Annotated in this window: 12 protein-coding genes and 1 tRNA gene; 11 read left to right on the top strand and 2 right to left on the bottom strand. The window is 60.4% G+C overall.

Going from position 1 to position 15,174, the window contains the following annotated elements:
- From DXD77_RS10550 to DXD77_RS02575, 4 genes are all read left to right on the top strand, one after another.
- The coding region (locus tag DXD77_RS10550) for a hypothetical protein (protein WP_233506708.1) at positions 1–196 on the top strand (196 nt) is incomplete at its 5' end.
- A gap of 34 nt (positions 197–230) precedes the next feature.
- Entirely contained in the window at positions 231–1,799 is a 1,569-nt protein-coding gene (locus DXD77_RS02585) for a threonine/serine exporter ThrE family protein (RefSeq protein WP_199407875.1), read from the top strand.
- Between the two features lie 298 nt (positions 1,800–2,097).
- Positions 2,098–4,740, top strand: coding sequence for an ATP-dependent Clp protease ATP-binding subunit (locus DXD77_RS02580; RefSeq protein ID WP_117563800.1), 2,643 nt, complete (start codon positions 2,098–2,100; stop codon positions 4,738–4,740).
- Positions 4,741–4,954: 214 nt separating this feature from the next.
- Positions 4,955–6,412: an aminoacyl-histidine dipeptidase gene (locus DXD77_RS02575; protein WP_117563799.1), complete on the top strand. Its 1,458-nt coding sequence runs from the start codon at positions 4,955–4,957 to the stop codon at positions 6,410–6,412.
- 80 nt (positions 6,413–6,492) lie between these two features.
- On the opposite strand, the gene DXD77_RS02570 is transcribed toward DXD77_RS02575, so the two are convergent.
- Positions 6,493–7,071: a manganese efflux pump MntP family protein gene (locus tag DXD77_RS02570; RefSeq protein ID WP_117563798.1), complete on the bottom strand. Its 579-nt coding sequence runs from the start codon at positions 7,069–7,071 to the stop codon at positions 6,493–6,495.
- Between the two features lie 358 nt (positions 7,072–7,429).
- On the opposite strand from DXD77_RS02570, the gene disA reads away from it, so the two are divergent.
- The 7 genes from disA (at position 7,430) to DXD77_RS02535 (ending at position 13,222) form a co-directional block, all read left to right on the top strand.
- The gene (gene disA / locus DXD77_RS02565; RefSeq protein WP_089572525.1) at positions 7,430–8,497 is read left to right on the top strand and encodes a DNA integrity scanning diadenylate cyclase DisA; all 1,068 of its coding nucleotides are present in this window, start codon (positions 7,430–7,432) and stop codon (positions 8,495–8,497) included.
- On the top strand, positions 8,497–9,225 hold the full coding sequence (gene ispD / locus DXD77_RS02560) for a 2-C-methyl-D-erythritol 4-phosphate cytidylyltransferase (protein ID WP_117563797.1): 729 nt from the start codon (positions 8,497–8,499) through the stop codon (positions 9,223–9,225). Before disA ends, ispD begins: the two co-directional genes overlap by 1 nt.
- Positions 9,215–9,709, top strand: a complete 495-nt coding sequence (ispF, locus tag DXD77_RS02555) for a 2-C-methyl-D-erythritol 2,4-cyclodiphosphate synthase (protein WP_006234975.1) — start codon at positions 9,215–9,217, stop codon at positions 9,707–9,709. The genes ispD and ispF overlap by 11 nt, the downstream gene beginning before the upstream one ends.
- Positions 9,710–9,712: 3 nt before the next feature.
- Positions 9,713–11,179 carry a cysteine--tRNA ligase gene (gene cysS, locus DXD77_RS02550; protein WP_117647641.1) on the top strand — a complete coding sequence of 489 codons (1,467 nt, stop codon included), beginning with the start codon at positions 9,713–9,715 and terminating at the stop codon, positions 11,177–11,179.
- 143 nt (positions 11,180–11,322) lie between these two features.
- Positions 11,323–12,243 (top strand): 23S rRNA (guanosine(2251)-2'-O)-methyltransferase RlmB, encoded by a 921-nt coding sequence (gene rlmB, locus DXD77_RS02545; protein WP_117647639.1) that lies wholly within the window; start codon positions 11,323–11,325, stop codon positions 12,241–12,243.
- A 3-nt stretch (positions 12,244–12,246) separates the two neighbouring features.
- On the top strand, positions 12,247–12,924 hold the full coding sequence (locus DXD77_RS02540; RefSeq protein ID WP_117647637.1) for an NYN domain-containing protein: 678 nt from the start codon (positions 12,247–12,249) through the stop codon (positions 12,922–12,924).
- Between the two features lie 223 nt (positions 12,925–13,147).
- Positions 13,148–13,222: transfer RNA gene (locus DXD77_RS02535), tRNA-Thr, on the top strand.
- 547 nt (positions 13,223–13,769) lie between these two features.
- Here the strand turns inward: DXD77_RS02535 and DXD77_RS02530 are convergent.
- Positions 13,770–15,170, bottom strand: a complete 1,401-nt coding sequence (locus tag DXD77_RS02530) for a PTS transporter subunit EIIC (RefSeq protein WP_117647635.1) — start codon at positions 15,168–15,170, stop codon at positions 13,770–13,772.
- Positions 15,171–15,174 lie beyond the last annotated feature (4 nt).

The following is a 15,174-nucleotide window of genomic DNA, read 5'->3' as shown; positions in this document are numbered from 1 at the left end:
GCAGCAGGGGCTCTCAATGTTTTTATGTCCTGCTCATATCGTCTCTGCCGGCACTTTGATCCCTTGGGGACGGAGGAAAAGGGATCATTACTTTGCACCAAATACACGAGAGTGGTCCATCGATGAATCGACGTTTGTGCACATGGCTCGCATGACAGCCGTCTCTTTTATGTTTCCTTTAGCCGTCGCTGCCTAGGATGGGGGTTAGTCGGTAGGAAGGGAGCGTCTATATGGACGACGCGAGCGAGCGTGCAATCGAAGAGGACATGCTCGATCAGTTCAATTACTTTGACGATGAGGATGAGGAGCTAATCGATCGTCGCGAGCCGGCATCGCTTGACTCATTTGATCTGGTCGATGAAGAGACTGATGAGGTTGAGGACGAATCAACGGAGCCCCCACAGTCTTCGCGCCTTGACTCGCTGCTTTCGAGAGCCCCCATGCACCACGGTGTTCGTGCCGGCGCACTCCATATGAAAACAGACTGGCACCAGATCGTGACGGCAGGCGATGAGCTTGCCGTCGATGCGCCGCTCACCGATAAGTCATCCATCATCTGCCGCACCGGTATGCTTATGCTCGCGAGCGGAACGGGTGCCTGGCGTGTACGCGATACCATGAATCGCGTTGCCGCCGTACTCGGTGTCACCGTCCACGTTGACTTAAGTCTTCTGTCGTTTGAGTGCACCTGCATCGAAGATGGCCACTGCTTTAACGAGGTTGTCAGCCTGCCCACAACGGGAGTCAATACCCATCGCATTTGGATGATGGAGAGCTTCCTAAAGGAAATCGAGACGTATGGGCGCCGGTTTACCGTGCACGAATACCACGAGATGCTCAAGACCGTTGAGAGTTCAAAACCCGATTACTCTCCCTGGCAACAGGGCCTTGCGGCAGCTTGTGCTTGCGGCGCCTTCGTCTTTTTGCTCGGCGGCGGCCCTATCGAGATGGCCTGCGCATTCGTAGGCGCTGGTGTTGGCAACTTTGCTCGCTCTCATATTCTCAAGCAGGGTCTTGGCCAGTTTAGCGCGCTGACGATTGGCGTTGCGCTCGCTTGCGTTTCGTATCTGCTGGCATTGCTCGGCCTTGGCCAGGTCGTACCGGGGGCAATGTCGCACCAAGAAGGCTATATCGGCGCCATGCTCTTTGTGATTCCCGGCTTTCCCCTCATTACGGCAGGCCTCGACATCGCTAAGCTCGATATGCGAAGCGGCATTGAGCGTCTTTCGTATGCCGTGTCGATTATTGTGATGGCGACCCTTGTGGGCTGGATGGTTGCCGAGTGTGTGGGGCTGGCACCGGATGATTTTGCTCCGCTCGGCCTTTCGCCGCTTGCCCTTACGCTCCTGCGCGTGGTGATGAGCTTCGTTGGCGTATTCGGCTTCTCGGTGATGTTCAACAGCCCGGTAAAGATGGCCGCGGCAGCTGGGCTGATCGGCGCCGTGTCCAATACCTTGCGCCTTACGCTCGTCGATGCGCCGGCGCTGTTTCCCTTCCTGGGCCTGAGCGTAGGTATGCCTCCCGAGGCGGCAGCGTTTATTGGCGCGCTGGTATCGGGGCTGCTCGCGAGCTTAGCCGAAATCAAGCTCACCTACCCACGTATCGCCCTCACGGTGCCATCGATTGTCATTATGGTGCCGGGCTTGTATCTGTATCGCTCGATGTATTACATGTGCACCTTCGACACGGTCAATATGCTCGGCTGGTTTGTGCGTGCAGTGCTCATCGTGGCGTTTTTGCCCGTTGGCCTGGGTGTGGCGCGTACGCTCACCGACCCTCGCTGGCGCCACACCAGCTAATTGGTGCAAATGAAACTGATCCGCAAAACATGAACGTGGAAAATCTCCCGTTTTTGGCTTGTTTACGGGCTCAAAACGGGAGATTATCCACGCTCGTGGAATGGGTGTCCGAAAATCCACGCTCGTTGGGCCGATGCAGACGCACCTGGCAATTCCTTTTTTGTAGACGTTGTCGTATGGCTGCATGCGGAAAAGGCCCCAGCGGTTAACATATACTCCATATGGGTAAAGAGACCAAAGCGCCGCCACGAGTGGCGCTTTGCGTTTGAAAAAACTAGCTCGTCTAAGAGGAACTAGCATGTTAGACCGTTTTACCGATCGCGCGCGCAAGGTCATGTCCATGGCCAAGCAGGAGGCGCTTGATCTTCATTCAAATAAGGTGGGTACCGAGCATCTGTTGCTCGCGCTCGCCAAGGAGGACGAGGGCATTGCCGCTGAGGCGCTGCGCTCGCTCGATATCTCCTACGACGACATCATGGATACCCTCAAAGAGGTCCAGACCACGGTTCCCGAGCCCAGCGAGGAGACCGAGGCTGCCAAGCTTGCCTTTACGCCGCTCGTCATTAGCGTGATGGAGCGCTCCTTCCGCGTGGCGCGTGAGAACAACCAGACCTACGTGTCGACCGAGCACTTGCTGATCGGCATCGTCGAAGAGGGCAGCGGCATGGCCATGGACATCCTCATGCGCCTGGGTGTGTCGTCCGCCTCCATCAAAAAGGCTATCGAGAAACTCACCGCCAAGGATCAGGACAAGAAGCGTCCGCTCGCCGGAGCCGGCGCCGGTCGCCCCGGTGCGGGCTTGCCGTTCTTTAGCGGCTCGGATGCCTCTCAGCAAAGGGGGGGCGGCACCGACACGCTCAAGCAGTTCGCCACCAACCTCACGCAGAAGGCGCGCGACGGCGAGCTCGATCCCGTGATTGGCCGCGAAAAGGAAGTCCAGCGCATGATGGAGATCCTTTCGCGCCGCACCAAGAACAATCCGCTTATCCTGGGCGATCCCGGCGTGGGCAAGACGGCTATCGTCGAGGGCCTGGCGCAGCAGATTGCTGCTGGCAATGTGCCCGAGAATCTTATGAACCAGAATATCTGGACGCTCGATCTGCCGGGTCTTGTCGCGGGTGCCAAGTATCGCGGTGAGTTTGAGGAGCGCCTCAAGAACGTGATCCAGGAGGCAACCGAGGCCGACGACGTCATCTTGTTTATCGATGAGATGCACACCATCATCGGTGCCGGTTCTGCCGAGGGCTCCATCGACGCGAGCTCCATGCTCAAGCCCGTGCTCGCGCGCGGTGCCTTCCAGATTATCGGCGCCACCACGGCCGAGGAGTTCCGCAAGTACCTCACCAAGGACCCGGCCTTCGAGCGTCGCTTCCAGACCATCGATGTCGAGGAGCCGAGCGTCGAGGACACGGTCAAGATCCTGACCGCGCTCAAGCCGCGCTACGAGGAGCACCACCATGTGCGCTATACGCAGGGTGCTATCGAGGCCGCCGCGAACCTTTCCAACCGCTACATTCAGGATCGCTTCCTGCCCGATAAGGCCATCGACCTCATTGACGAGGCCGGTGCCCGCGCCCGAATCGCCGCCAACCGCGCGCCCGAGCCGGTGCGCGAGGCCGAGCATCGCATAGAGGAGCTCAAGGCCGCCGCGCAGGAGGCCACCGAGAGCGACGACATGAACAAGGCCGCCGAGATCACCGAGCAGCAGAAGGCTGCCGAGATTGAACTCGCCGAGGCCAAGGCTGCCTGGACCGCCGAGCTCGACGCCAGCCCGCTCACCATCGATGTGAGTCAGATCGCCGATATTGTGTCCGTGACTTCGGGCGTGCCGGTATCCTCGCTTACCGAGAGCGAGAGCCGGCGCCTGCTGCAGACCGAAAGCGTGCTCAAGACGCGCATCATCGGCCAGGACGAGGCCGTCGAGGCCGTCGCCAAGGCCGTGCGCCGCAGCCGCTCGCCGCTCAAGGACCCGCGTCGTCCCGGCGGCAGCTTTATCTTCCTGGGTCCCACCGGCACGGGCAAGACCGAGCTCGCCAAGACGCTCGCCGAGTATCTCTTTGGCAGCAAGGACGCGCTCATCAGCTTCGACATGTCCGAGTTCGGTAGCGAGTTCGAGGTCTCCAAGCTCATCGGTAGCCCTCCGGGCTACGTCGGTCACGACGAGGGCGGCCAGCTCACCAAGGCCGTTCGTCGCCACCCGTACTCGGTCGTGCTGTTCGACGAGATCGAGAAGGCGCACCCCGATATCTTCAACATCTTGCTGCAGGTGCTGGAGGAGGGCCGCCTGACCGATAGCCAGGGCAAGACGGTCGACTTCCGCAACACCGTGATCATCATGACGTCCAATGTGGGCGCCCGCGAGATTGCGCAGGATGCGAGCGTGGGCTTTGGCACCACCGGCGAGCAGGGTCTCACGTCGAGTGAGATCCGCGGCCGCGCGATGGGCGAGCTCAAGCGCCTGTTCCGCCCCGAGCTGCTCAACCGCATCGACGACATCGTGGTGTTCCAGAAGCTCTCGGGCGAGAATCTCACCAAGATCGCGCACCTGCTGGTGGACGACCTGCGCCAGCGTCTGATTGCCAACGGCATGAACATCAAGCTCACCGATGCGGCCTATGACAAGATCGTGGCCGAGGGCACCGACCTCACCAACGGTGCGCGTCCGCTGCGCCGTGCTATTCAAAAGCTCATCGAGGACCCGCTGTCCGAGGAGCTGCTGGCCGGCGAGTGGGGCGAGGGCGATACCGTCCTGTGCGACGTGGCCGATGGCAAGTTTGTCTTTAGCCACGGCACGGGCGAGATCCCGGCACCGCGTCTGGCGGGCACGCTCGGTGGTGATACCGCCCCGGCGGCACCGCACACTGGCAACGCCGCGCCCGTGAGCGGCGGCGTGACCTCGGGCCCCGGTGGCATGATGCAAGCCGGTTCCGGCGCGCTGTAGGGCGTGGCGACAATTTGATACGCGCAATCGAGGCGCTCCGGAAAGGGCGCCTCGATTTGTAGAGCTGCGGTAGTTGTGACCGTTACGCTATGCGGTCCACCGTTAGCCGATGATGCAAGGGCGCTCGGCGTTTTCGACTGGTTTATGCACGCAAAGTCTGGGAATATACAAGGCGCATGTCTTACTGTCTAACCAGTTGCGCCAAGGAGGCACCATGGATTACAAGATCACCGGCTACGAGCCCGCCCAGCTGTTCCATTTCTTTGAGGAGGTCAGCGCGATCCCCCGTGGGTCTGGCAACGAGAAGGGCATCAGCGATTTCCTGGTTGCGTTTGCCAAGGAGCGCGGCCTCGATGTGTACCAGGACGAGGTCTACAACGTCATCATTCGCAAGCCCGCTTCTGCCGGCGCCGAGAATGCCCCGACCGTGATGCTGCAGGGCCACATCGATATGGTGTGCGACAAGTTGGGCTCTGTTGAGCACGACTTTACGACCGACGGTATCGACCTGGTCGTCAAGGACGGCGTCCTCACCGCTAACGGCACCACCCTGGGCGCCGACAACGGTATTGCTGTCGCTCTGATGCTTACTGTGCTCAACGACGATTCGATTGCTCACCCCGCCCTCGAGTGCGTATTCACCACCGACGAGGAGACTGGCCTGGTCGGCGCCGAGACGCTCGACAAGTCCCAGATTAGCGCCCGCACCATGATTAACCTTGACTCCGAGGAAGAGGGCGTTGCCACCGTCAGCTGCGCCGGCGGCGTCGTTGTTACCTACACCTGCCCCATCGTGCGCGAGCACAAGACCGGCAGCACCCTCACGCTCGACATCTCCGGCCTACTGGGTGGTCATTCCGGCAACGATATCAACCTGGAGCGCGGCAACGGCAACCTCATCATGGCCCGCATCATCGACCGCCTGATGGTCGCCGGCGAGCCCGCCATCGTTAGCTTTAACGGCGGCACTAAGGACAACGCCATCAACCGTGAGTGCAAGGCCGAGCTGGTTTACGCCGACCACGCTGCCGCCGAGGCCGCGGCCCAGATCGCAAAGGACATCATCGCCGACGTCACTGCCGAGCTCGAGGTCTTCGACCCCGGCTTTACCTGCACCGTCGAGATTGCCGACGACGCCGAGGTCGAGGCCATGGATCAGAAGTCCGCGCTTGCCCTCATCCGCGCCCTGCGTCTTGCCCCTAACGGCGTGATTCGCCGCAACGTCGCCACCGACGGCTCCGTCGAGGTTTCCTCCAACATCGGCGTGGTCGCCACTTCCGACGACCAGGTCAAGATCATGCTGTCCCCGCGCTCCTCGATCACCTCGCTGCAGAACGAGTTCAAGGACCGCCTGCAGACGCTGGCCGATGTCTTGGGCTTCGACGCCAAGTTCGAGTTCGAGTATCCCGGCTGGAGCTATGCCGAGCATTCGCCGGTCCGCGACGTTTTTGTCGAGAGCTATCGCGAGCTCTTTGGCTCCGAGCTGCGCATCGAGTCCATTCACGCCGGCCTTGAGTGCGGCCTGTTTGCTGAGGCCCTGCACGGCCTGGACGCCATCGCCGTGGGCCCGACGCTCTCCGATGTCCACACCCCGGACGAGAGCATGGAGCTCGCTTCTGCCGAGCGCTTCTACGAGCTGCTCATCGACGTCCTCAAGCGCCTCGCTGCGTAAAGGTTGCTTTGGCTAAGCCGCTCTAAAACGGCTGGCTATGAAAACGGCCGCCTGGCGTAATGCCGGGCGGCCGTTATTCGCTACAGTGCGAGGATCCCAAGGTGCTCAAGCAAGATCTTAAGCCCGATGAGGATGAGCACGATGCCGCCCACGATGGTGGCAGGTTTTTCGTAGCGCGCGCCAAAGGTGTGGCCGATCGCTACGCCGGCGACGGAGAAGATAAACGTTGTGACGCCGATAAGCGATACAGCGGGAACGATGTCAACCGAGAGCGCCGCAAATGAGATGCCTACGGCTAGGGCGTCGATTGAGGTGGCGATGGCGAGGATCAGGTACTCGCCCAGGTCAATCTTTTCGGCATCCTTGCCGTCGCCTTCATTCTCGTCCTCGGTAAAGGCTTCCCACAGCATTTTGCCGCCGATAAAGGCCAAAAGGATAAAGGCGATCCAATGGTCGATGGGTCCGATGATGCCCATGAATTGACTGCCAAGCGCCCATCCGATTACGGGCATGCCGGCCTGAAAGCCGCCAAAGAACAGGCCGAGCACCGCGGCGACTTTAAGGTCGATCTTCTTCATGCCAAGGCCCTTGCAGATGGATACGGCAAAGGCGTCCATCGAAAGGCCAACGGCGAGCAGCACGAGCTCTGCGAGTCCCATAGTCTGACTCCCTCTCTGCGGGCGGGCCCGCGTGTACCTCTTGGGGGAGTAACAAAAAAGACCCGTGGCGTACGCGTTGCGCGCACAGCCACGAGTCTCGTTCATTAAGGCAAGCCAGGCCGCATCGGCCAGTGTGTTGACTTGCCGCGTCACCGGAGGCGAACCCGATCACGCGACTACTCCCTCATTTATGCGAATCCCGATGCTACCACATAAGCAGCTCATTTGGGTTGGGGCTCTTTTGACTACCCCAGCGGTGTTCGCTCATTCTGTAAGCATCGGATTTCGCAAGCGCTGCGGGGGCAAACCGTGAGAAACTATTTAGCGTTTATGGAGCGTATACGATGGGAGCGATGCCTTGGATAAGAACGAGCTGCAAAAGCGTATGGAACAGGCCATCCGCCTGACGGCACCTGGTCAGCCGATCCGCACCGCCCTCGACATGATCATCGCCGGTCACCTGGGTGCCCTTATCTGCGTCGGCGACACCGAAAACGTGCTCGCTGCCGGTAACGACGGCTTCCCACTCAACATTTCGTTCACCTCGAACCGCCTGTTCGAGCTCTCCAAGATGGACGGTGCCATCGTTATCGACGGCGACCTCACCCAGATCCTGCGCGCCAACTTCCACCTCAATCCCGATCCCTCGCTTGCCACGAGCGAGACGGGCATGCGTCACCGCACTGCCGCTCGCATGTCGGTGCTCACCGATGCCATCGTGATCTCGGTCTCGGCCCGTCGTGCCGTCGTCAACGTGTACGTTCACGGCAAGAGCTATGAGATCCAGCCCGTCACCACCATCATGAGCTCGGTCAACCAGCTCGTCGCCACGCTCCAGACTACCCGTCAGTCGCTCGACCGCTCCCTACTGCGCCTGACGGCCCTCGAGCTCGACGACTACGTTACGCTCGCCGACATTACCGGGATTTTCTCGAGCTTCGAGATCATGCAGCAGGCAAAGACCGAACTTAAGGATTGCATTGTCAAGCTGGGCAACCAGGGCAAGCTCGTGCAGATGCAGCTCGAGCAGCTCGCCGGCTCCAGCATGGATACCGAGTACGACCTGATGATTCGCGACTATGCGAGTGATTCCTCCGAGGCCAATGCCGAAAAGATCCGCGCCAACCTGAGCCGTATGACGCCTAAGGACCTGTCCGACCCACAGCATGTGGCGGCGGTTCTGGGTTACGACGACCTGGACGAGGACTCCGTCATGACGCCGCTGGGCCTGCGCACGCTTTCGCGCGTGTCCGTCGTGCGCGACGGCGTGGCCGAGAAGATCGTCGACGAGTACGGCTCGCTGCAGGAGCTCATGGATGACATCAGCGAGGATCCGGAGCGCCTGGGCGACTTTGGCGTCAACAACCCTGCCATTCTTGCGGACTCCCTGTACCGCATGAAGGGTACCAAACAGGGGAACGCATAATGGCGCCCGTATGCGCCGTGGTCGTTGCCGGTGGCAGCGGCCAGCGCTTTGGTAACCCCGGTGGTAAGCAGCTCGTCAATGTAGCGGGCCGTCCGCTTATGAGCTGGTCCATCCGCGCATTTGACCGTAGCAATAAGGTCGGCCACATCGTCGTGGTTTGCCCTGCCGAGCGTCGCGCCGAGATGCGCCGCCTGGCCATCGACCCGTATTCGTATAACACGCCCATCAGCTTCGCCGATGCCGGCGATACCCGTCAGGATTCCACCCGTGCCGGCGTGCATGCGGTTCCGGCGGGTTTCGAATATGTCGCCATCCACGACGGCGCCCGTCCGCTCATCACGACCGAGGCCATCGATCATGCGATCGACGTGCTTGTGGACGACCGCGCCCTCGACGGTGTCGTATGCGGTCAGCCCGCGATCGACACGCTCAAGATCGTCGACGGCGACAATATCGTCGAGACGCCGCCGCGTGAGCTCTACTGGGCCGCGCAGACACCGCAGATCTTTAGCGTCGACGCCATGAAGCGCGCCCACACCGCAGCTATCGCCGAGGGCTTTATCGGGACCGACGATTCTTCGCTGGTCGAGCGCATGGGCGGGCGCGTCCGCTGTGTCCAGAGCCCGCGCGATAACCTTAAGGTGACGGTGCCCGAGGACCTGCGTCCCGTAACCGCGATTCTGCTTGGTCGCATGGCCGAGGGAGAGGACCTTCCCCATGTTCAGTAACCTGCGCATTGGCCACGGCTACGACGTCCACCGTTTGGTGGAGGGGCGTCGATGTATCATCGGCGGGGTTGACATTCCCTACGAGCGCGGCCTGCTGGGCCACTCGGATGCCGATGTGCTCGCGCATGCCTTGGCCGACGCCATTCTGGGCGCCTGCCGCGGGGGAGACATCGGCAAGCTATTCCCCGATACCGACCCCGCCTATGAGGGTGCCGATTCGATGGTGCTGCTCGCTCGCGTGATGGACTACGCGCGCGAACTGGGCTTCGAGTTTGTCGATGCCGATTGCACCATTGCCTGTCAGCAACCCAAGATCACCCCGCACCGCGATGCCATGCGCGCCAACCTTGCCCATGCCCTGGGCGTCGACGTCGAAAACGTGGGCGTCGCCGCCACTACGACCGAAAAGCTCGGTTGGGAAGGTCAAGGCGAGGGAATTGGCGCCTGGGCCGTCTGCCTGCTACAGAAAACTGTTAAGGAGTAACGAATGCGTATCTACAACAGCGCTACCCATAAAAAGGAAGAGTTCCAGCCCATCGAGTCCGGCAAGGTCCGCATGTACGTGTGCGGCCCCACGGTCTACGACAACATCCACATCGGCAATGCCCGCACGTTCATCAGCTTTGACGTGATTCGTCGCTGGCTCATCGCGAGCGGCTACGAGGTCACGTTCGCCCAGAACCTCACCGATGTCGATGACAAGATCATCAAGCGCGCCAACGAGCAGGGCCGAACGGCCGCCGAGGTCGCGACGGAGTTCTCTGACAAGTTCATCGGCGTCATGCGCGCCGCCAACGTGCTCGATCCCGATGTGCGCCCCCGCGCCACCAAGGAGATCGGCCCCATGATCGCTATGATCAAGACGCTTATCGAGCAGGGCCACGCTTACGCAGCCGATAACGGCGATGTGTACTTTGCCGTGCGCAGCGATCCCAACTATGGTCAGGTCTCGGGCCGCAACATCGACGACCTTATGGTTGGCGCGCGCATCGAGGAGAACGAGGACAAGAACGACCCGCTCGACTTTGCCCTGTGGAAGGCCGCTAAGCCCGGCGAACCCAGCTGGCCGAGCCCCTGGGGCGAAGGCCGTCCCGGTTGGCACACCGAGTGCGCCGCCATGGTGCATCGCTACCTGGGCACCCCGATCGACATCCACGGCGGCGGCTCCGACCTTGCCTTCCCGCATCACGAGAACGAGTGCGCCCAGGCCACCTGCGCCTGGCACCAGGGCTTCTCCAACACCTGGATGCACACGGGCATGCTGCTGGTCGACGGCGAGAAGATGTCCAAGTCGCTCGGAAACTTCTTTACGCTGGCCGAGGTCCTCGAGCAGCACTCCGCTGCTGCCCTGCGCCTGCTGATGCTGCAGACGAGCTATCGCTCGCCGCTCGACTTTTCTTGGGAGCGCCTGGAGGGTGCCGAGAACTCGCTCACGCGTATCGCCGGTACGGTCGAGAACCTGCGCTGGGCCGCGAACCATGCGACGGCCGATGCCGATGAGGCAGCATCCGAGGCGTTTGCCGCCAAGGCCGCCGAGACCCGTGCCACCTTTAAGGAGTGCATGGACGACGACTTTAACACTGCCGGTGCCATGGGTGCTGTCTTTGGCTTTGTGACCGAGTGCAACCAGTACCTGGAGCAGGCGGGCGATGCTGCCGACAAGGCCGCAGTCCTGGCTGCCGCCGATACGCTGGCCGAGCTGCTCGATACGTTTGGCGTTGAGCTCCCCGAGCCCAAGGTCGAGCTGCCGCTGGGTCTGCTGGGCGTTGCCGCCGGCCTGGTCGCCTACACGGGCGACGACGTGGACGAGGCCGCTGCCAAGATTCTCGAGGCCCGCGCCGAGGCCCGTGCCGCCAAGAACTGGGATCTGGCCGACGCCATCCGCGACCAGCTCAAGGACCTGGGCCTGACGATTGAAGATACTGCCGCGGGTACTCGTATTAAGAGTCTCTAGTATTTGTCGACCGTTCGAGGTGCGGCAGATTGCCTTGAAAGAGGAGGGCATAGACCTGGTGGTCATGCCCGACGATTGAAAGGCAAAGCGCCGTGGCTCGGACGGTCGATTCTTGTTCGTTATCTATTTAAGGAGGTCGCTTTATGGCCGACAATCGCAAGCGTGCGCCTCGTGGTGGCAAACAGGCTGCTTCTGGCTCGCGCCCGATTCGCCGCAATGACCGCGCTGCCGCTTCCAAGGGCCAGCGCGAGCGCTCCCAAGCCCAGGCTGCGCGTCCGCAGCGAGATCGTAACCGCGACACTGTCCAGGCTCCCAAGGGCGAGTTTATCGAAGGTCGTCGTGCTGCCGCCGAGGCGCTGCGCACTGGTTTTCCCATCAAGTGCGCGCTCATCGCCGAGGGCGGGGAGCGCGATGCTGCTTTGTCTCGTCTGGTTGATGACCTCAACGCCGCGGGTGTCCGCATTAAGTATGTGCCGCGCGCGCAGCTCGATGTGCTGTCGAGCCATGGCGCTCACCAGGGTATTGCGCTCGAGGTTGGCAACTTCCCCTATGCCGATGTCGCCGATATCCTCGACCGCGCAGGCGAGGGCCCGGCGCTCGTCGTCGTGCTCGACCATGTGACCGACGATGGCAACTTTGGTGCGATCGTGCGCTCCGCCGAGGTCGTGGGCGCGGCGGGCGTCATCATTGCAAACAAGCGCGCCGCCGGTGTGACCGTGGGCAGCTACAAAACCTCTGCTGGTGCCGTCATGCACCTGCCCATCGCGCAGGTTCCCAATATCGCCCGAGCGCTTGACGACCTCAAGGCCGCCGGCTTTTGGGTGAGCGGTGCTTCCGAGCACGCCAAGGGCAGCTGCTGGGATGCTCCCTTTGAGGGCCGCGTTGCGCTCGTCATGGGCTCCGAGGGCGACGGCATCTCGCGCCTGGTGCTCGAGAAATGCGACTTTTTGACCAAGCTTCCCCAGCGCGGCATGACCGAGAGTCTCAATGTGGCCCAGGCGACCACCGCGCTGTGCTTTGAGTGGCTGCGCCGCAATGCCGGCGAGCTCATGGGGGAGGAGTAGCGCATGTCCAAGAAGAACCGCGCCAAGTCCAAGGCCAAGCGCTTTGGCGAGGGCTCGGCCAAGCCAATTGTTTCGGCCGCGACCTATGGCGTGGGCGGCAATGCGTTTGCGCAGGCTATCGCCGACCCGGTCTCGACGGTGCACTCCAATAAGCCTGAGCTTTTGGTGGTCGACGGCTACAACGTGATTCACTGCACGCCGCGCTACGAAAAGCTCGTCTACGACCATTCCGACGATCCATATTCCAGCGACGTCCACGATATGGCTCGTACTGCGCTTATCAACGATGTCGCGGCGTTTGCCCAGGGCCGTTACGAGGCCGTGATCGTGTTCGACGGCGCGGGCAACATCTCCAACGAGCGCCCCAACCTACCGGCCCGCGGCGTGCGCATCGAGTTTTCTCCGACGGGCGTATCGGCCGATACCGTGGTGCAAAAGCTCTGCATCGAAGCGCGTGAGGAAGGCCGTGCGTGCTCGGTGGTGTCGAGCGACGGCACGATTCAGGCCGTCGTGATGGGCAAGGGCGTCACGCGCATTTCGAGCCGCATGCTGGTGGACGAGCTTAAGCAGATCGACAACGACGTACACGAGGCCGAGGAAGCTCCGCAGATCAAGATGACCCTGGGCAGCCGCCTGAGCCCCGAGGCCTTGGCCAAGCTCAAGGCCCTGCGCGGTCGATAGGTAGACCTTCTATGGGGGCTGCTTTCTCGATTGACCAACAACCGGTTTGTAATCAATGGGTTGCGGGTCGGCATCGCCAAAACGAATAGTTTTTGGTTCTGGCGAACAGATAAAACTATTCGTTCTGACGAATAGTTTTGAGATGTGGTAGGTCGAAGGGTCTGTTGCGCCCCGTCCGTAATTCCTTTATTCTTAACAGGCTTCGCGCGAGAGCGCCAAGCGTGCCAGTGTGGCGCAACGGTAGCGCAACTGATTTGTAATCAGTGGGTTGCGGGTTCGATTCCTGTCACTGGCTCCATGAGAGTTTCGGGCTCTGTCTCCAAGAGGGACAGGGCCCGTTTCTATTTAGGTGGTGCGCCATCGGGTTAGCGCCCATCCCGTTTTTGGTTTGTCTCGTCCTCCAGTTTGTCTAAATCTGTAACACCAAGACCGATATTCGGCATCTAACTGTTACAGATTGAGATGAAACTTAGGGTGTTTTAGGAATATCTTGATCTGTAACATGTAGAAGCGGAATAGGCCTCTTGCTGTTACAGATCGAGACAAGGGTGGGCGCGGATCTGGATGTCCTGCTCGAGCGTGGATTTCTGGACACGCGAGCGAAGAAAATCTCCCGACCGGAGAACGAGCGTGGATAATTAACTTGGATAGGGAGCTAAGGTAAACACCGATTGTCTATCGACCATTGTCTATCGACGGCTTTAGAAACAACGACCCCGATTTCATTGTGGAATCGGGGTCGTTTGTGCCTCAGGAATCCGAATGGATTAATCGAGCTCCTAAGGAACTTCTTGGGTTCTTGCTAATGGTCTGCCGAGGATGTCCCCAATGCAAACAGCGGGCATTTACTCAATATAGCTGGGGTTCTTCTTGATGATCACGCGTGCAGCGATGAAGGAGACGACGATGGCGATGATGGCGACAACGCATGCCAGCACGAAGTTGCCCATGGACCCATCGGGAGCGATAAAGATGAGTGCCGAAAGAAGGCCGGGGCATGCTCCCGCAACATACTCTTTCAGAACAAAGATGCCTGCAGGGAGTCCAGCGCAGAGCGCGCCGATTGCCGTGCCGACAAGCAGGCGGGGACGCTCGATGAGGCAACCGTAGAACGCGGGCTCGGTTACGCCACAGAGTGCGGTGACGGCAACCGTGGTGACCATACCCCTCTTCTCTTTGTTTCCCTTCATGGCAGTTGCCAGGGCGAGGCTCGTGCCGCCAATGCAGAGGTTCGAGATGAATCCAAAGATAATGGGTGCCCAACCGAGCTGCGCCAGGCTCGTAACTTCGATTGCGATGTAAGCCTTATCGAGACCGAGCATGACGAAATAGGGGTTAAGGGCTGCCAGGATCGGAGTAGCGATAAATGCCACGTTGTCCATAAGCCACGTGACGGCATCGCTCAGCGCGTAGCCCATCATGCTGCCGGCGGGGCCAAGGATAATCAGCTCGACGGGCACGACGATGATCATGGTGAGCAGCGGCTTCAAGAACAGTTTGGTAACGTCGGGAATGATCTTCTGAAGGCCGCGGTCGACAAAGTACATGAATACAACGCCCAGCACGATGGGCGCTACCGTACTCGAATAGTCGTTCGTCGGGATGGGAATACCAAGAAAGTCGAGACCCTCGGCACCGCTAATGGACGAGCTGATCATGATCGCGCCCAGCAATGCGCCCATGATGGGCTGCATCTTCATGACGGCTGCGAGCTGATAACCAAGATAAACGGGCAAGAAGCTAAACGAAGCGCTAAAGATGGCCAACAGGACCTGGGCGGTTCCGCTATCGGTGCTCAATCCGCAATAATTGACCAGGAGATTCTTGATCGAAAGAATGAGTCCGCCAACGATGAGCGCCGGGACGATGGGCATGAATACCTGTGCAGAGACGTTCCCGAATTTCTCAATCAAGCCCATGGCGGTGTTACCGCTTTTAATGCCTTCTGCAAGGTCTTTGGCGGTTTGGGCATCGTCGGCAACCGTGCCACCGCCGACTTCGATTCCCGCGAAGTCGAGGAAGTCGTTGTAAGCCTCGGTGACGTTGGGGCCGATGATCACCTGAAGCTGGCCACCGCTGACTACTGCCCCGAGCGCCTGATCGGCCGATTTGGCGAGCTGGAGATCGATGATCGAGGTGTCTCGTGCGTCGATGCGAAGGCGCGTCGCACAATGAGTTACCGATGTAATGTTCTCTTTGCCGCCAACAGCCTTTAGGACTGTTTCGGACATTGCCTGATATTTCATCTCT

The organism is Collinsella sp. TM09-10AT, assembly GCF_003436275.1.
Lineage (GTDB): Bacteria > Actinomycetota > Coriobacteriia > Coriobacteriales > Coriobacteriaceae > Collinsella.
Note: the sequence above shows the minus strand (reverse complement) of the source record. Positions and strands in the feature narration are given on the sequence as shown.

Excerpts from the sequence above, each read along its gene's own strand:
- DXD77_RS02585 (WP_199407875.1), top strand. The coding sequence starts at position 231 with ATGGACGACGCGAGCGAGCGTGCAATCGAAGAGGACATGCTCGATCAG.
- DXD77_RS02580 (WP_117563800.1), top strand. The coding sequence starts at position 2,098 with ATGTTAGACCGTTTTACCGATCGCGCGCGCAAGGTCATGTCCATGGCC.
- DXD77_RS02575 (WP_117563799.1), top strand. The coding sequence starts at position 4,955 with ATGGATTACAAGATCACCGGCTACGAGCCCGCCCAGCTGTTCCATTTC.
- DXD77_RS02570 (WP_117563798.1), bottom strand. The coding sequence starts at position 7,071 with ATGGGACTCGCAGAGCTCGTGCTGCTCGCCGTTGGCCTTTCGATGGAC.
- ispD (WP_117563797.1), top strand. The coding sequence starts at position 8,497 with ATGGCGCCCGTATGCGCCGTGGTCGTTGCCGGTGGCAGCGGCCAGCGC.
- ispF (WP_006234975.1), top strand. The coding sequence starts at position 9,215 with ATGTTCAGTAACCTGCGCATTGGCCACGGCTACGACGTCCACCGTTTG.
- cysS (WP_117647641.1), top strand. The coding sequence starts at position 9,713 with ATGCGTATCTACAACAGCGCTACCCATAAAAAGGAAGAGTTCCAGCCC.
- rlmB (WP_117647639.1), top strand. The coding sequence starts at position 11,323 with ATGGCCGACAATCGCAAGCGTGCGCCTCGTGGTGGCAAACAGGCTGCT.
- DXD77_RS02540 (WP_117647637.1), top strand. The coding sequence starts at position 12,247 with ATGTCCAAGAAGAACCGCGCCAAGTCCAAGGCCAAGCGCTTTGGCGAG.
- DXD77_RS02530 (WP_117647635.1), bottom strand. The coding sequence starts at position 15,170 with ATGAAATATCAGGCAATGTCCGAAACAGTCCTAAAGGCTGTTGGCGGC.